The following is a 17,059-nucleotide window of genomic DNA, read 5'->3' on the forward strand; positions in this document are numbered from 1 at the left end:
ATTTAGATTGGGGGAGGGCTGGATATTGAGGGATTATGACGGAAATGTTATAATATAACCTGTCAAAGCATTTAGTGTATTGTTATCGGTAGTTTTACTTTGATATAGACCTCAAAGCTACAAATCTGAAAAGAAGCAATAGGTCTAACTACTAAATACTTAATACTAAATACTCCATAAAAAAAGCGGGCTTTCTTGAGAAAAGCCCGCATTTTTATGGGAAGAATTATTTTCCTTCTTCTAATACTTTAGTTACAAGTTCAGCTGCTTCTTTCAATAAGATTGCAGAGTACACCTTTAAGCCAGAATTGTCGATTAATTCTTTAGCTTCTTTAGCGTTTGTACCTTGTAGACGTACGATAATTGGAACCGGAATGTTTCCAATTTCGTTATATGCATCGATAACACCTTGAGCAACACGGTCACAACGAACGATACCACCGAAGATGTTAATCAAAATAGCTTTTACGTTAGGGTCTTTTAAGATGATGTTGAAACCAGCTTTTACAGTTTCAGCGTTTGCAGTACCACCAACATCTAAGAAGTTTGCAGGCTCACCACCAGCAATTTTAATGATGTCCATAGTTGCCATTGCTAAACCAGCACCATTTACCATACATCCTACGTTTCCATCAAGTTTTACGTAGTTAAGGTTGAATTCTCCAGCTTCCACTTCAGTTGGATCTTCTTCCGTAATATCACGTAAAGCAGCGATTTCTGGATGACGGTATAAAGCGTTTTCATCCAAGTTCACTTTCGCGTCAACCGCTAGGATTTTATCATCAGATGTTTTCAAAACAGGGTTGATTTCGAACATAGATGCGTCAATTGAATCGTAAGCTTTGTACAATGCAGCAACAAACTTAACCATGTCCTTGTGCGCAGGACCAGAAAGGCCTAAGTTGAAAGCGATTTTACGAGCTTGGAAACCTTGAAGACCTACTTTAGGGTCGATCTCTTCTTTGAAAATAAGGTGTGGAGTTTTTTCAGCTACCTCTTCGATGTCCATACCACCTTCTGTAGAGTACATAATGATGTTGCGACCAGTAGCACGGTCTAACAATACAGACATGTAGAATTCTTTGGTTTCGCTGTCACCAGGATAGTAAACATCCTGAGCGATCAAAACCTTATTAACTTTTTTACCTTCTGGACCAGTCTGTGGAGTTACTAACTGCATTCCAATGATGTCAGTTGCGCGTTGCAATACTTCATCTTGGTTCTTCGCTAATTTCACACCACCACCTTTACCACGGCCACCCGCATGGATCTGTGCTTTTACCACAACCCAATCCGAGTTGAATTCTTCTTTCATTCTCTTAGCAGCTTCAACAGCTTGCTCTGGGGTTTCAGCAACAATACCTTCTTGTACTCTTACTCCGAAACTCTTAAGTATTTCTTTTCCTTGATATTCGTGAATGTTCATTGATAAAAAAATTTGCTGTAAAAATAGCGTATTTATTCGTAAGGGTCAAGTTATTATTACGATTAAATTGTCCTTTGTTACGCCTTACTATTTATTATATCGCTTGAACGGCAAGTTGTTTTTGATTTTTGTTATTTTCGCAGTATGATCTTAAAGGCAAATAACATTTTTAAGTCTTATGGCGACCTTGAAATTCTCAAGGGTGTCAGTATTTCTGTCCGTAAAGGGGAGATTGTTTCCATCGTGGGGGCTTCTGGTGCCGGTAAGAGTACCTTGCTCCATATCATCGGTACTTTGGATAAACCTGATCAAGGGACTGTACTGATCGAGGGTGAGGACGTTTTTGCCTTGAATGAAAAAAAACTGAGTGATTTCAGAAATAAACACATAGGCTTTGTTTTTCAATTTCATCATCTCCTTCCTGAATTCACTGCCCTGGAAAATGTGTCCATACCTGGTTTCATCGCTGGTCAGGATAAAAAAGCTGTTGAGAAGCGAGCCTTGGAACTCTTGGATATTCTTGGTGTTGCCCATAGAGCTCATCATAAACCTTCGGCCATGTCTGGGGGAGAGCAACAAAGGGTGTCGGTAGCTCGAGCGCTCATCAATAATCCTACCCTCATCCTTGCTGATGAGCCCTCAGGAAACCTAGACTCGGAAAATGCGACTGCCCTACATCAATTATTCTTTGACCTCAGGGATAAAATGCAACAGACCTTTGTCATTGTCACCCACAATGAGGAACTCGCGAGAATTTCGGATCGTACGATCCATATGAGAGACGGTTTAATCTATTAATATGCAAAAGCTCCTGATAACTTTTGGAACAAGGCCATTGGCTCAAAGACTTTCCAAAATGTTGAACAATCAATTTGAGGTTATTTTCGCAACTTCTGAAGAAGTGCCCAGCTTTTTAGAAGCTAATTTTAAAAAAATTCCCACAGCAGCAAATCCAACATACGCCCATGAACTTTTGAAACGCTGTCTTGATAAGGAGGTGAATTTTTTACTGCCTCTAGGCCTCAACGAAATCAATGTGTTGGCGGAGTCCAAAATCCTTTTTGAAGAATATGGAATTCAATTGCTCTCTCCATCTAAGGAGGCATTGACAGAGCTGTATGTTTTGGAGAATCCACCTTCAGCAGTGGAGTTATTGTTGGTTTTAGATGGTAAAAGCCTGATTTCTGACCATCAATTGGAATCGGAAGTTTCTGGTCTGTTTACCATTTCGGATGATGGTGATGATATAGCGCTTTGTACAATTTAACATGATCGATTTTTCAAATATTCCCCTCGATAAAAAACTATATCTATTTGAAATAGACGATGTCCTTTTTCCAAAAAAGGACTATTTATTGCAGATCTATTATCTTTTTTCGCAGTTTGTTGAGTTTACTGAAGGAAGAGCGATTTCTACTGAACTGGTGAACTATATGAAAGATCAATATCTGGAAAATGGAGAGGATCATCTATATGAGCAAACCGCCAAAAAGTTCAATTTCAGTAAAGATTATAAGGAAAACTTTGAACGTTTAATGGTGAATGGACATCTTCCCTTGAAACTGTTCCTGTTTAATGAAATCAAGCTGTTATTTGCCTCCATTCTTGAGCATGGCGGACAGATTGCCATATTAACCAAAGGGAACCCAGCGTTACAGTTAAATAAACTAAAACATATTGATTGGCAAGGTTTTGACCGAAATGTTAAAATTTATTTTATCGATGAGTTAAATTTCAGAAATATTGAACCATTTAACTATATTGCTTCAGAAAATCATATAACACAGAGTGATTTGATTTTCATTGAAGACAATATAGCTAGGTTATGATGAAAAGATTTGTTCTTCCTTTTTTACTGCTTTCATTGCTTTTTGGAGCTAGTTGTAAAAAAGACCCGGTTCAACCATCCGATGATGGTCGAGATCCTGACAAAGAAATCCTCTTAAGAGACTCCACTTACTATTACTCCTTAGCGTTTTCCCTCTGGGAAGATCAACTCCCACAGCCCAAAGTAGATTCGAAAGGCCAACCTGACCTTAAAGCATTTACGAATGCCTATCAGGATGCCGAAGGGGTTCTGGCGGCACTGAAAAGAAATGCTCCCGAAGATCGCTTTAGCTTTGTTGATCGTGAAGGCACCGTGAGTGAGGAAATTCAGCAAGGTGTGCACAAAGAAACAGGAATAGTCCCAATTTTTATTACGGTCAGCAACCAGAACAATGGCGAAGCCAATATGTATGTCAAGTATGTGCAAAAGAATTCTCCCGGTGAGAAGGCTGGATTAAAACGTGGAATGCGCATTGTGAGCATCAATGGTGATAGCAATCTGGACTATAATAAGAGTGAGCAAAAGGCTATCGAAAACTACTATAAAGTTGTAGAAGGCAAGGAGACCTTGAATTTGGTGGTTCAAGCACCTGGAGAAACGGCGACAAAAACCGTATCGGTTTCTGGAGGAGCTTATAATATCGATCCAATCTTAGTCAAAAAGATATTTACCATCAATGGGAAGAAAATAGGATACATCTTTTACACCTCCTTTGTCAATGTGTTTGGTAAATCTGGACCTAACAGCTATCATACAGCCATGATAAATGCATTCAAGGAATTTGAAACGGCCAACGTGAATGAGTTGATCATAGATTTAAGATATAACGGAGGTGGCTCAACTTCAACAGCTGAAATGATGTCAAACCTTTTGGTGCCTACCGCTGGAGCAAAAGGTAAAATGTATGACTATAAGATCAATAAGAATCTGAAAGCATGGGGTTGGGATGATGAAACTGATCCTGAAGCTCCATTCCGCTCTGTGAACTTTAATAAAACCAACGCCCTGAACCTACAAAGAATCTACTTCTTAGGAACCACCGGAACAGCATCTGCCAGTGAGTTAGTCATGAATGTGCTGAAACCTTATATGGATGTGCAGATCATCACAACCAATGGAAAAGGTACCTACGGCAAGCCGGTTGGCTTTTTTGGATATCCAGTGGTACATGGCTATGCAGATCTTTATATTACATCTTTCCAAATGCTCAATAAGGACGGTTTTGGAGATTACTTTGATGGATTAAAAGGAAAGATCACCAACGCCTCGGATGGTTTCTTCACAGAATTAGGAGATGAGAAAGAAGCATTATTGGCTACTGCTATCTCGGATATTACCGGAACAGGAGCAGGGGCTAGGGCATCCAGCAGGGCTACAAAAACTGGGCTTGAAGGAGCTAGAGAGATAAAAGTTCCGGAATTGAACGACCATCGAAATAATATGTACAAGTTTCCGGACCTGAAACTTCGAAGTATACCAAAGGTTGATTAATCTTTTTCCGAATTTGGAAGTCAATTATTGGAATCATCTTTGCATGCTTCGATATTACTTAATGTTATAAATGAAAAACGCTATTCTCAGTAAATTAGTGGTGTTATTGACCCTAGTTTCCATATTCGGTTGTAAAAAAGATCTTGATGATATTACTCCTCCACCAAGACCTGGTGGTGACAGAACCATTGATCAAGAGGTGTTAGATAATGTTTACTCTAAATATAAATATTCATCCTATTGGGAGTCCTCTATTCCAGTTGCAAATCCTATTTCCAGTCTAACAGATAAATATACTGATGCAGATGACCTTTTGAGTTATCTGATGGGGCTAACGCCTAAAAAGAATGATTATAAGTATCATCCCACCTACAATGGACCTTTAGATCGCTTTTCCTGGATTGAAGATCTCGGCGCAGATTCCAAAGCCTCAGCAATGGCTGATTTAGCGGATGGTTATGGCTTATATATGGCGTTTGATGGAAATCGTGGAGATAGCTTGTTTGTCTACTTTGTAGAAGGCGGTTCCCCAGGGGCAGCTGTAGGTATCAAAAGGGGAGATAAAGTCCTTGAAATGCAAGGTGATAAGAAAATGGTGTATTCCAACAAAACCAAGGTGGATGAATACATAGAAGGGAATACCCTGAGCATTAAGACTGAAAATGCCCAACATGTACAAAAAACCTATAATCTGAATTATACTTCCTATGATATTCAGCCTTTCCAATTAGGTAAGGTATTTACTGAGAATGGAAAAAAAGCTGGTTATATCGGTCTATCCTCTTTTGAGGAACTTACGTCAGGTGTCTCGGACAGTAAAATGAAAAAAGGAATCGACTCCACCTTTGCGGTTTTCGCAAACCAAAATGTGACCAAGCTAATTGTAGATTTACGATATAATGGAGGGGGATATGTAAGTTCCGCTATCCATTTGCTCAATAAAATCATCAATTCATCAGGAAATGGAAAGCTGATGTTTAAATATGACCTGAATAAAAATCTTAAAAAGGAACGTGATCAAGGTGAAACAGAATTTGCAGATGAAATCTTTGTAAAGGATAATGGAAATCTTGAAATCCAACAGGTCGTATTCTTGGTGAGTGATTATACGGCTTCAGCGAGCGAGATTGTGATCTCTGCCTTGAAACCTTATATGGATGTTAAACTTGTTGGTTATGATGCTTCGACCTATGGAAAGCCAGTTGGCTTTTATAGAGAGGATATCCTAGGAAAAGTTGGACTTTGGGCAGCATCATTCAAAATCATCAATGCAGCTAACTATACAGACTACTGGGATGGTATCCCTGCTGATTATCCGAATGTTTTTGATAACTTCTATAAACAGTTTGGAGATCCGAGCGAGGATATGACCCGCAAAGCCTTGAATATCCTGATTGGTCCTGGATCTAAGGCTAGCAGCAGAACTGCTACTGTTCGAAGTTCAGTGAACAGAACTACACGTGAATTGAACAAAATACCACGTCGTAATATGATAAAGGACTAATTTATCATTATATAATTATTAACTTTGATGCATGGCAGGAAATAAACCAACCACGATCAAAGAAATCGCAAGGAAACTGAAGATTTCTCCTTCTACTGTGTCTAGGGCATTGAATGATCACCCAAGCATTGGGTTGGTCACGACTATGCGCGTGAAGAAAATGGCTGAAGAAATGGCTTATGAGCCTAATCAAACTGCTATTTTCTTTAAACAACGCAAGACCTTTACGATCGGTGTCATTCTGCCCAAACTATCTGAACCTTTTTTCTCTGAAGCCATCAGTGTGATCGAAAATGTTGCCGAAGAAAAGAAATATACCGTGCTTCTTGGCCAATCGCTGGATGATGAGAACAGGGAACTGAATATTATCCAGACTTTCAAAAAGCATAGGGTAGATGGTATCCTAATTTCCATGAGTAAAAATACTGGTGATACCGACTTTTTGGAATTACTTGCCAAAACGGAAATCCCAATTGTGTTTTTTGACTGTGTTCCCGACCTAGAACATGTACATAAGGTATACAGCGACCTTGCCTCAGGAATGATCGAAGCCATCGAAGCATTCGTAGACCGCGGGCACCGAAAAATTGCCCTGATCAATGGCCCTGAATCATTGTTAGCATCAAAGGAAAGGGCAGAAGCTTTTCAAAATGCCTTGGAAAAGAAGGGTATCGGTGCAGAATCAAGCTTTGTTGTCAATACTGATCTTACGGAACAGGGAAATGAAGATGCAATGGATAAAATATGCTCCCTAGCTGATCGACCATCGGCCGTTGTTTCCTTTAATGACTTCGTGACTTTGGACCTTATCCGCTATGCCAAACAAAGAGGCATAGTCCTCAATCAAGATATGTTTTTCATTAGCTATGCAAACTATCCTTTATGGAAATATATGGATAATCCGCCAATGGGAAGTATCGAACAATACCCTGAAAAACAAGCTCAAAAAGCTTCCGAGATATTGTTCGATTGTATAGATAAGAAAGAATATACCAACAAACCACAGGATGTGGTATTCCCTTCTAAATTGGTGCTTAAGTAATCAGGATTAGTTGATCTGAATGCTATAGGTGATTTCAATACCACCGTTCGCTAGCATGTCATGTACCGAGCAGTATTTCTTTACGGCCAGTTCGGCTGCCTTTTGGGCCTTAGCTTCATCGATCTCTCCTTTCAATTTGAAGGAAATATGGATTTTAGTGAAGATATTAGGGATTTCATCTCTACGCTCACCTTCCACATCCACTTGTATATCCTGTATATCTTGACGCTGTTTCTGCAAGATGGTCGTTAAATCAAACGCACTGCACGAACCTAAAGCCATCAATACCAATTCCATCGGTCTAACGCCCTTGCCTTCGCCTCCAATTGATTCTGGCCCGTCTACATGAACTGTTATGGGTGAAAGTTCGCTGGATGCCTCGAAGTGTACCGCTTGATTCTGTCTTTTAATATGTACTTTCATGTTTTTTGATTTATAGCTTTAAAGGTAGTCAAAATACATTCAAGACGAAAAGGGAACACGCAAAGACTACATATTATAGACATTCGAGAGGATTGAATGCCTTTATGGATCGGATAAAAAACAAGAAACCCCCAAAGATTTGGGGGTTTCTTGTTTTATTAGTTCGGGTATTTTACACCTCGATATAGACTGATATCAACCTTAGGTACTTTAGAATTGTACTTAGCGTTGATGGCGTCGATAAATAAGTTTGCTACGATAGCATTACCCATTGGAGTAAGGTGAACACCATCCAAAGAGAAAGCATTTCCAGTAATAAATGCTGCTGAAATGTGAACACCATTGTAGTTGTATCCTGCTTTCACCTTGTTTAGGAAAGCATGAACATCAGCAAGAGCAAGTTGTTTCGATTCAGCGATCGCTTTAATCTTATCATTAAAGGCTTTTACACGCCCTGAAACCTCAGTTACCTCAGCTTTATCCAATACATATTGATCCTCAATAGGGTTCAATGGATGCATACCGTAAGGAATCTGTTGCTCATTTGGCTTGCCCAATAGCGTAGTAGGGAAAGTCAGCACAAATAGATCGGCATCAGTTGCCATTCTAGGTCCTGTTTTAGTTGCGATAAATACATTCTTAGCTTTACCTTGAGAAGCAGCTTCTACTGCGGCATTTAAGCGAGCGGTAGTTACGGTGTTCAAGAAAGGAATGGTCGTAACGTCAGGGATGGTCGCCACAACGCCTTTTGAGCCATTTTGAGTCAGTGCATTGACAAAAGTATTGTAGGCAAAATCAAAAGTTGCCAAATCCAACAATTTCTTGGTTGGATCCGTTGATGCAGCTGCACCATTGGTTGCATAGCCTAATACATCATTATTTCCTAACCAGAAGGAGAAGAACGTATGTTCATGAGAAGCCGCGTATTCCACATATTTCAATGTTTGAGGGGTGCCATCAGGTAATAACCTTTCGAAATAAGGATTTCCCATAACAGTACCAATTCCAGGGGCCATGGACATATCCAAACGCATGCCTGGTACGCCTAAGTTTTGAATAGGCTCTGTATGTTTTGTGTATAATGGACCACCATTAGGGCTTTTTCCACGGATTGCCAAATTGGTTGTCACAGGCTCCATCACTGGATTGCCATCAACCAAAGACTTCAATTGGATATAACCTGAACCATTTGCTTGTTCCTGACTGAAGAATGGGGAAGTAAATTCACCACCACCTACAGTTTTAAACTGCTCAGCCATCAAATTAGGGAATGCCACTTTTTGTCCTTCAAGATAAAGGCCATTGTCTGCATAACCAGAAGTCAAAGAGTTACCCACGGCGATGAATTTCGAGAAATCAGCTGTTCCTTTGCTGGCTTCCAGTTCATCCAAGGACGGGGCACATGAACTCGCAAATCCTAAAATTGCAAGTCCGATATAGAGTTTAAAGTTCTTTTTCATTGTTTTCATAATTTAAGGCCTACCAGTAATAAGAAACAGAAATACCTGGAGCATGAATATTGGTTTCATACGTTCCTCTCAATTGCGTTTCAGCATTCGTGGTTGTTCTCTTCAAGATCTTTTGGAAAACATAGGCTGCTGACATCTGCCAGTTTGGTGAAAACTTATAGGTTACACCTCCTGCCGCCATTACACGGTTGTTATCCGGTGTTTCTGGATAAACATATTTTGCTTGAACAGGAGTGTAGACATATCCAGCTCCAAGGCGTAGATCGAGTTTGTCATTCACCTCATAGTTCAGACCAGCTTTTCCTGAAAAGGCATTTTGATATTTTTTCTCTGAACGGGTATCTTGCAATACTGGGGTATTGTTTTCATAATCAAATACCAATTCTTTATAGATGTCATAATTGATAATGGATCCATCGATCGCTGCATCCACTTTATCCGATAATGGGAAAGTCATACCGATATTGAATGAACCTGGAAGAGGTAATTCAGCGTCGAATTTGCCATTCGGGAAGTTGGCCGCCAAAGCATTTGGCACTTCAAATGAGGCATCTCCACCTTTCAGTTTTGTAACAACTTTTGAACGGTAGTTTAGGGATAGAGCAAAGGTTTCATCAAGCGTATAGTGAACACCTAAATTATAGCCCATACCCGTTCCTGTTCCTTTCAGGGTAGCCTGACCTGTTCTTCCGTCAGGGTAGAAAACAGGAAGAGCCCTTCCTAAATCCACCAAACCGATGTTGTAAACAAATCCACCACCGATAGAGAACTGATCGGTCAGTTTAAAACTAATTGTTGGTTGGATATAGATTGCACGCATGGATAGATGCGTCAATGAAAATCTACCTGGCCATTCCGTTCCCCAGTCAACTCCACCACCAAAGGGAGTATAAACACCGATGCCCGCTTTCCACCAAGATCCTTTAGGACCAAAAGTGGCATAAGCACCAAAGGGAGGGGATATTTGGAATTTCGTATGGTGTACATCTGGGCTACCAGCTTCTTGGAAAGCAGACCTGTACATGATGGCGCTACCACCTATTTGTACCCCATTATTCTCCATTTTCACCAGTGCTCCAGGGTTGTATACGATGGATGTTTCATCGATAAAAAGTGCAGATCCTGCACCAGCCATACCCACTGCCTTTTGACTCTGGGTATTAACTTGGGAGCCCTGTGCAAACAAAAGCGTAGGGGAAGCTAATAACAAACTGAGTAATAATCGTTTCATAGTAATTATTGATTAGCGTTTTTCAAATTTAATTTGATATGCTAACATAGTAAAATTCTATTAATTATTATAAATTAATTGATAAATATTTATAAACTAATTGTCAAGATTCGATAAAAGAGTGCATATCGTTTTTAATCAAAACATAATTAAGGTATATTGGTTTTCAATATAAACAGATAAAAAAAATATTTATGGCTCAAGTATCATTTAAAGGTAATGCAGTGCATACCGGTGGAGACCTACCTAAAGTAGGTGAGGTTGCTCCTGACTTCACACTTACAGCTGGTGATTTATCACAAAAATCATTGAAAGACTTTGCAGGAAAGAAAGTAATCCTTAATATATTCCCAAGTATTGACACAGGGACCTGTGCCATGTCAGTACGTCAATTCAACGAAAAAGCTTCTGGCTTAGATAATACCGTTGTCCTTTGTATATCCAAAGACCTTCCTTTTGCTCAGAGTCGCTTCTGCGCAGCTGAAGGATTGGAAAATGTAGTGACCTTATCCGATTTTAAAGACGATAACTTCAATAATGCGTATCATGTGAAATTTACGGATGGACCTCTTCAAGGTCTTTTAAGCCGTTCGGTAGTCGTTGTAGATGAAGACGGAAAAGTGAAATACACTGAACAGGTCGCAGAAACAACAGAAGAGCCAAACTACGAAGCAGCATTAGCGGCGGTTTAAGATGTTAGATATGAGATTTGAGATTTGAGAAATTTTATCTCTGCTGAAGACCAAATTTAACACGGTTTCTCTCTCAATACTCAAATCTCACTTCTCAATACTAGACAAAAAAACGGGCTTTAATTCCCGTTTTTTTTGTCTATTTCGAAGCCTCTAAGGCTTGAAGGATATCATCGATGATGTCCTGTTTATCTTCGATTCCAATGGAAAGTCTTACGGTTCCCGGTTTGATCCCTAATTTTTCCCTTTCTTCCTCAGATAACTTGGAGTGGGTAGTAGAGGCAGGGTGAGTCGCTATACTTCTGGAATCACCTAAATTGGATGTATAAAGGATCATATTTAATGCATCCAAGAAATTAAATGCACGCTCCTTACCACCTTTCACTTCAATGGTCACAATCCCTCCACCCGCTTTCATTTGTTTTTTTGCAAGTTCATATTGAGGGTGCGATGGCAAGAAAGGATATTTCACATCCAAAACCTCCTCATTTTTCTCCAGTTCTTCGGCAAGAGCAAGGGCGTTTGAACAATGCCTGTCCATACGTAATCCCAAAGTCTCAATGCTTTTTGAAAGAATCCATGCATTAAATGCAGACATTGCTGGACCAGTATGACGGATCAAGAACATCATCTTGTCCATTAATTCCTGCTTACCAACTACAACACCGCCAAGTACCCGGCCTTGTCCGTCCATGTATTTCGTGGCCGAATGTATGGAAAGGTCGAAACCATAGGGAAGGGGTTTCTGAAGATAAGGTGTCGCAAAACAATTATCAATTGCAAAAATGATATGTGGATATTTTTTCTTTAGACCTCCTAGCCATTCCAGGTCCACAAGTTCAAGACCAGGGTTAGAGGGAGATTCCAAGAAGATAAATTTTGTATTGGGCTGTATGGCTTTTTCCCATTCTTCCGGGTTAATGGCATCCACATAGGTCGTTGTTACTCCCCAACGTGGAAACAGCTGTGTAAACAGCTGATGGGTTGAACCAAATATTGCTCGAGAAGATACGATATGATCTCCCTGTGCGATGAAAGCTGCAAAAGTGGCAAAGATTGCACCCATTCCAGATGCGAAAGCTAATCCAGCTTCAGCCTCTTCCATTAAACAGACTTTGTTGATAAACTCAGTGGTGTTAGGATTAGCATATCGAGAGTAGACCATGGCCTCTTCTTCGTCAGCAAAGACCGCACGGCCTTGCTCAGCACTGTCAAAAATAAAACTTGAGGTTAAGTATAATGGTACCGAATGCTCCCTCAATGAAGAACGTTTGGCTTGCTCGCGGATGATTTTGGATTGTTCGTTATTCATGATTAACAAATTTATTCACTTTTCAATAAAAAGCACTAAGTCAATAAGATAATTTTAAGCCTGAATTGAAAATATTTTTATGCAAACCTTTGTGTAGGCCGATTTTTGAACCAAAGTTTTTCAATTTCTACCTTCTAAATATATTTTGATGAATTAATTATGATTACAATTCGCTTCTGTTGGTTTATCAACGAAATCGATTGTTTAATGAAAAATCCTTATTGTTTTAAAGAAATTACATCAAAAAACGAATTTTACCCATGAATCTATGCAGTTTTCTGTATCTTGAGGGTTTATTTTAAGCGCGTTTATGAAAAGATCTAACCTACTTTCTTTGGTGTTACTATGCCCTTTGCTTTCCTTTGGACAAACCGAGCCTAAACCCTACGGTGTACTGCCTAGTGAAAGGCAATTGAAATGGCATGAAATGGAATTGTACACCTTGATTCACTTTACTCCGACAACTTTCCAAAATAAAGAATGGGGCTTCGGTGATGCCGACCCTAAAATATTCAACCCGACAAAGTTCGATGCCAACCAAATTGCCAAAGCTGCAGCGGCAGGAGGCTTCAAAGGCTTGATATCGGTAGCAAAACACCATGACGGCTTTTGTCTATGGCCTACTAAAACGACCCAATACAGTGTAGCCAGTTCACCTTGGCGTGATGGAAAAGGAGATATGGTCAAAGAATTTATGCAAGCCTCGCATGACAATGCCCTTGAATTCGGTGTTTACCTTTCGGCTTGGGATAGAAATGATACGCGATATGGCACCAAAGCCTATGCAGATGCTTATCGTGAGCAGCTTACAGAATTGATGACCAACTACGGCCCATTGTTCACTTCTTGGCATGATGGTGCAAACGGGGGTGATGGCTATTATGGTGGAAAAAATGAAAAACGGACTATTGACCGTACCACCTACTATGAATGGCATGAAAAGACTTGGCCAATTGTGAGAAAACTTCAGCCAATGGCCATGATATTCTCAGATGTTGGCCCAGATATGAGATGGGTAGGAAATGAAAAAGGATTTGCTGCAGAAACCAGTTGGGCAACCCTGACTCCGAAGAGCAAAACCCCAGGTAAACCAGCCGTTCCTGGTGAAGTCGATGATTCCAATTTGCCATCCGGTGACCGTAATGGTGAATTCTGGATTCCCGCAGAATGTGATGTTCCCCAAAGACCAGGTTGGTTCTATCATGAGGACCAAAACGAAAAGGTGAAAACACCAAATCAACTGTTTGAAATATATTTGAAATCAGTGGGACGTGGTGGCAACATGAACCTTGGATTGGCGCCAATGCCAAATGGTCTCCTACATGATAATGATGTGAAATCACTGGCTGCTTTTGGAGAAAAATTAAAAGCAACCTTCGCTGATAATTTAGCCGCTGGAGCTACGGCAAAAGCAAGCAATATAAGAGAAAACCATGCAAAGTTCTCCGAGAAAAATCTATTTGACAACGATAGGTATTCTTATTATGCCTCGGATGATAATGTACTGAACCCAACGATAGAAATCAATCTGGCCCATGATCAAGAGTTTGACCTCATTAGATTGCGCGAAAATATCAAACTGGGACAGCGTTTGGATAGTGTTCAGGTAGAGGTTTGGTCGGAAGATAACTGGAAGCCATTGGCTTCAGCGACCAGTATCGGATCAACCAGATTGATCAAATTGGACCAACCCATCCGTGCTAGCAAATTGAGACTGAAACTGTATGCACCTGTTGCACCTACCTTGAGCGACTTTGCATTGTTCAAGGAAGCGAAGTCTGATTTTAAATTTGATCATGCCGACCGTAAAAAAATCGCCAAGGATCAGATCACGATCATTTCTGCGGATAAAAATGTAAAACTGGCCTCAGACAACAATGACAAGACGGTTTGGGAAACTATCTTGAGCAATCAAAAATTCGTTGAAATCCGTCTGCCAAAAACAGAAGAGGTTGTCGGAATGAGCTATATGCCGAGACAGGATCGCAAGATCAATGGAATTCCTTCCAAATATGAAGTACAGACCAGTATTGATGGAAAAGAATGGAAGACGGCAGCAATAGGGGAGTTTTCCAATATTCGAGCAAATGCAACGGAACAGAATATCAATTTTGATACCGCCCATGAAGCACATTATATACGATTTATCCCGAAAGAGATCTTAAGTGAGGGAAAAGAATTTTCAGTAGCAGAGTTTGATATCTATTTAAAATAAGAAATGAAGAGAGTAGTGTTGATGAGTTTGTGCCTATGGACGGGACTTCTAAGTGCGCAGGATTCTAAATTATGGTATAAGGAACCCGCAAAAGTTTGGGAAGAGACCCTGCCATTGGGCAACGGATTGATTGGAATGATGCCGGATGGCAAGGTCAATGATGAATCCATTGTATTGAATGAAATATCCATGTGGTCCGGATCTCCCCAAGATGCCAACAACTATAAGGCAATGAATTCTGTTGGTGAAATCCAGAAACTGCTGTTTGAAGGTAAGAATGACCTAGCAGAAGCATTGGTCAATAGGAATTTTGTATGTGTTGGAGCCGGTTCAGGACAAGGTAACGGAGCTGATGCCCCTTATGGCGCATTCCAGAATCTTGGTTTCATGAATTTTCTATTCTTTCATCAGGGGGAAACTACCGATTACAAACGCTGGCTGGATATCGCCGATGCAAAAGCGGTTACCAGTTTTAGCAATAATGGCACTCATTACCTAAGGGAATACTTTACATCTTTTGACAAGAATGTAGGCGTTGTCCGTTTGTCTGCAGATAAAAAGAAATCTATAGCATTTGCCATGCATTTCTATAGAGATCAAAATGTGGAAGACTACAAGATAAACGGAAATGAAATTACGGTAACAGGCAGCCTTCCGGATGGAAAGGGAGGCCGTGGAATACAGTTTGCCACCAAGTTCAAGGTCCTGACAAAAGGAGGAACTCTTCAGAACCACGACAATCAGATCATTATCAAGGGTGCAGATGAGGCCCTAGTGTTGTTCACAGGCTCTACCAGTTATTATGGACATGATCCTAAGGATTATGTGTCAAAGGAAATGTTGAAGGTGGAGAAAAGCAATTATGCTAAACTGTGGAAAGCACATGCTGCAAAATATAAGCCTCTGTTCGATCGCGTTTCCCTACAGCTTGCAGATGTATCCCCAAAGGCAGATGTTCCGACAAAAGACCGTTTACAGGCTTTCTTTAAAGATCCAAGCCAAGATAATGGACTGGCGTCTTTATATTATCAGTTCGGAAGATATTTAACCTTAGCAAGCGCATCGCCCCATACCCCGAAAGCATTGCCACCTAACCTTCAAGGTCTTTGGGCCCATCAGATCCAGACCCCTTGGAACGGAGATTACCATTTGAACATCAACGCTCAGATGAACCATTGGGGAGTAGAAGTGAGCAATCTTTCTGAATACCATAAACCTTTTATCGAGATGATCAAAAATATTGCGAAAGAAGGGACAAAAACAGCAAAGGCTTATTATAATGCACCTGGATGGGTTGTCTATATGATGACGAACCCATGGGGTTACACTGCCCCGGGTGAACACGCTTCTTGGGGATCCAGTACGGCTTCCGGATGGTTGTGCAATCACCTTTGGGAGCACTACCAATTCACTAAGGACGAAGCATACCTCAAGGAAATATATCCGGTTTTAAAAGAAGCTGCTGTTTTTTATAAAGCCACCATGGTAAAAGACCCTAAGACGGGATGGTTAGTCACCTCTCCTTCGGTTTCTCCAGAAAATGGTTTCAAATTGGCCAATGGAAAGCGTGCTGCTGTGGTCATGGGACCTACTATCGATAACCAAATCGTCCGCGAATTATATGAATCGGTCATAAAAAGTAATGAGATCCTTGGCTTAAATGATGATTTCGCGAAGCAGTTGCAGACCGACATAAAACAGTTACCTCCGGCAGTGGTAGTAAGCAAATCAGGTCGTGTAATGGAATGGCTGGAAGATTATGAAGAAGTTGAACCTAAGCATCGACATGTTTCTCACCTATATGGATTATATCCAGCAAATTTCATATCGCCTGTGAGCAGTCCGGAATGGGCAGAGGCCGCTAAGAAAACTTTGGCCGTTCGTGGAGATGAAGGAACGGGTTGGTCCAGAGCTTGGAAAATCTTGTTCTGGGCGAGATTGCATGATGGTGACCATTCCCTAGAAATCTTGAGACAGTTGTTGCAACCAGCATATGGTAGTGGAACGACTTATGAAGGCGCTGGAGCAGGCACCTATCCTAATCTCTTTTGTGCCCATCCTCCCTTCCAAATTGATGGAAACTTTGGCGGTTCAGCAGGTATCGCTGAAATGCTGATTCAAAGCCATGATGGTTATATCCATTTATTGCCTGCTTTACCATCAGCATGGAAAGATGGTAAAGTTTCTGGTTTAAAAGCCAGAGGGAATTACACGGTTGATTTTGAATGGAAAGACGGAAAAGTTACAAATCTTCAAATTAAAGGTAAAAAAGGTGAAAAAGTACCTGTTATCAAAAATGGAGAAAAAATAAGCTACAGCGTTTCTTAAAGCATTTAATTAAGTTTTTTTGATGTAAAGTTTAGATATCATTCTATCTTACAGAGGATTAAAGAGATAATTAATATTTTGATTATCTCTTTTTTCTT

14 protein-coding genes are annotated in these 17,059 nt (G+C 40.4%); 9 read left to right on the forward strand and 5 right to left on the reverse strand.

Going from position 1 to position 17,059, the window contains the following annotated elements:
- Positions 1 to 226: 226 nt before the first annotated feature.
- The gene (gene sucC / locus RT138_RS15830) at positions 227 to 1,426 is read right to left on the reverse strand and encodes an ADP-forming succinate--CoA ligase subunit beta (protein WP_313191441.1); all 1,200 of its coding nucleotides are present in this window, start codon (positions 1,424 to 1,426) and stop codon (positions 227 to 229) included.
- A 147-nt stretch (positions 1,427 to 1,573) separates the two neighbouring features.
- Here sucC and RT138_RS15835 point away from each other — a divergent pair, with 147 nt between their 5' ends.
- The 6 genes from RT138_RS15835 to RT138_RS15860 all read left to right on the forward strand — a co-directional run bounded on the left by RT138_RS15835 (position 1,574) and on the right by RT138_RS15860 (position 7,291).
- Positions 1,574 to 2,224: an ABC transporter ATP-binding protein gene (locus RT138_RS15835; RefSeq protein WP_373865682.1), complete on the forward strand. Its 651-nt coding sequence runs from the start codon at positions 1,574 to 1,576 to the stop codon at positions 2,222 to 2,224.
- A 1-nt stretch (position 2,225) separates the two neighbouring features.
- Complete coding sequence (locus RT138_RS15840; protein ID WP_313191442.1) at positions 2,226 to 2,693, forward strand: hypothetical protein; 468 nt, start codon at positions 2,226 to 2,228, stop codon at positions 2,691 to 2,693.
- Position 2,694: 1 nt separating this feature from the next.
- On the forward strand, positions 2,695 to 3,255 hold the full coding sequence (locus tag RT138_RS15845) for an HAD hydrolase-like protein (RefSeq protein WP_313191443.1): 561 nt from the start codon (positions 2,695 to 2,697) through the stop codon (positions 3,253 to 3,255).
- Entirely contained in the window at positions 3,252 to 4,745 is a 1,494-nt protein-coding gene (locus RT138_RS15850; RefSeq protein WP_313191444.1) for a S41 family peptidase, read from the forward strand. The genes RT138_RS15845 and RT138_RS15850 overlap by 4 nt, the downstream gene beginning before the upstream one ends.
- Before the next feature lie 70 nt (positions 4,746 to 4,815).
- A complete protein-coding gene (locus tag RT138_RS15855; RefSeq protein WP_313191445.1) occupies positions 4,816 to 6,249 on the forward strand; it encodes a S41 family peptidase in 1,434 nt (477 codons plus the stop codon).
- A 31-nt stretch (positions 6,250 to 6,280) separates the two neighbouring features.
- Positions 6,281 to 7,291, forward strand: a complete 1,011-nt coding sequence (locus tag RT138_RS15860) for a LacI family DNA-binding transcriptional regulator (protein ID WP_313191446.1) — start codon at positions 6,281 to 6,283, stop codon at positions 7,289 to 7,291.
- A gap of 6 nt (positions 7,292 to 7,297) precedes the next feature.
- On the opposite strand, the gene RT138_RS15865 is transcribed toward RT138_RS15860, so the two are convergent.
- The 3 genes from RT138_RS15865 to RT138_RS15875 all read right to left on the reverse strand — a co-directional run bounded on the left by RT138_RS15865 (position 7,298) and on the right by RT138_RS15875 (position 10,414).
- Complete coding sequence (locus RT138_RS15865; RefSeq protein WP_313191447.1) at positions 7,298 to 7,714, reverse strand: OsmC family protein; 417 nt, start codon at positions 7,712 to 7,714, stop codon at positions 7,298 to 7,300.
- A 158-nt stretch (positions 7,715 to 7,872) separates the two neighbouring features.
- Entirely contained in the window at positions 7,873 to 9,174 is a 1,302-nt protein-coding gene (locus RT138_RS15870; RefSeq protein ID WP_313191448.1) for an SGNH/GDSL hydrolase family protein, read from the reverse strand.
- A 19-nt stretch (positions 9,175 to 9,193) separates the two neighbouring features.
- A complete protein-coding gene (locus RT138_RS15875; protein ID WP_313191449.1) occupies positions 9,194 to 10,414 on the reverse strand; it encodes an outer membrane protein transport protein in 1,221 nt (406 codons plus the stop codon).
- A gap of 194 nt (positions 10,415 to 10,608) precedes the next feature.
- Between RT138_RS15875 and tpx the strand changes: the two genes are divergently transcribed.
- Complete coding sequence (tpx, locus tag RT138_RS15880) at positions 10,609 to 11,106, forward strand: thiol peroxidase (RefSeq protein ID WP_185213371.1); 498 nt, start codon at positions 10,609 to 10,611, stop codon at positions 11,104 to 11,106.
- 139 nt (positions 11,107 to 11,245) lie between these two features.
- Here the strand turns inward: tpx and RT138_RS15885 are convergent, their stop codons facing one another.
- Positions 11,246 to 12,418 (reverse strand): aminotransferase class I/II-fold pyridoxal phosphate-dependent enzyme, encoded by a 1,173-nt coding sequence (locus tag RT138_RS15885; RefSeq protein ID WP_313191450.1) that lies wholly within the window; start codon positions 12,416 to 12,418, stop codon positions 11,246 to 11,248.
- A 310-nt stretch (positions 12,419 to 12,728) separates the two neighbouring features.
- Here RT138_RS15885 and RT138_RS15890 point away from each other — a divergent pair, with 310 nt between their 5' ends.
- Together RT138_RS15890 and RT138_RS15895 are read left to right on the forward strand one after the other, a co-directional pair.
- Entirely contained in the window at positions 12,729 to 14,633 is a 1,905-nt protein-coding gene (locus RT138_RS15890; protein ID WP_313191451.1) for an alpha-L-fucosidase, read from the forward strand.
- 3 nt (positions 14,634 to 14,636) lie between these two features.
- Positions 14,637 to 16,961 (forward strand): glycoside hydrolase family 95 protein, encoded by a 2,325-nt coding sequence (locus RT138_RS15895; protein ID WP_313191452.1) that lies wholly within the window; start codon positions 14,637 to 14,639, stop codon positions 16,959 to 16,961.
- Positions 16,962 to 17,059 lie beyond the last annotated feature (98 nt).

This window comes from Sphingobacterium sp. (assembly GCF_032065005.1).
GTDB lineage: Bacteria > Bacteroidota > Bacteroidia > Sphingobacteriales > Sphingobacteriaceae > Sphingobacterium.

Coding starts and splice junctions, on each gene's coding strand:
- RT138_RS15840 (WP_313191442.1), top strand. CDS start 2,226: ATGCAAAAGCTCCTGATAACTTTTGGAACAAGGCCATTGGCTCAAAGA.
- tpx (WP_185213371.1), top strand. CDS start 10,609: ATGGCTCAAGTATCATTTAAAGGTAATGCAGTGCATACCGGTGGAGAC.
- RT138_RS15875 (WP_313191449.1), bottom strand. CDS start 10,414: ATGAAACGATTATTACTCAGTTTGTTATTAGCTTCCCCTACGCTTTTG.
- sucC (WP_313191441.1), bottom strand. CDS start 1,426: ATGAACATTCACGAATATCAAGGAAAAGAAATACTTAAGAGTTTCGGA.
- RT138_RS15870 (WP_313191448.1), bottom strand. CDS start 9,174: ATGAAAAAGAACTTTAAACTCTATATCGGACTTGCAATTTTAGGATTT.
- RT138_RS15850 (WP_313191444.1), top strand. CDS start 3,252: ATGATGAAAAGATTTGTTCTTCCTTTTTTACTGCTTTCATTGCTTTTT.
- RT138_RS15845 (WP_313191443.1), top strand. CDS start 2,695: ATGATCGATTTTTCAAATATTCCCCTCGATAAAAAACTATATCTATTT.
- RT138_RS15855 (WP_313191445.1), top strand. CDS start 4,816: ATGAAAAACGCTATTCTCAGTAAATTAGTGGTGTTATTGACCCTAGTT.
- RT138_RS15860 (WP_313191446.1), top strand. CDS start 6,281: ATGGCAGGAAATAAACCAACCACGATCAAAGAAATCGCAAGGAAACTG.
- RT138_RS15865 (WP_313191447.1), bottom strand. CDS start 7,714: ATGAAAGTACATATTAAAAGACAGAATCAAGCGGTACACTTCGAGGCA.
- RT138_RS15890 (WP_313191451.1), top strand. CDS start 12,729: ATGAAAAGATCTAACCTACTTTCTTTGGTGTTACTATGCCCTTTGCTT.
- RT138_RS15885 (WP_313191450.1), bottom strand. CDS start 12,418: ATGAATAACGAACAATCCAAAATCATCCGCGAGCAAGCCAAACGTTCT.
- RT138_RS15895 (WP_313191452.1), top strand. CDS start 14,637: ATGAAGAGAGTAGTGTTGATGAGTTTGTGCCTATGGACGGGACTTCTA.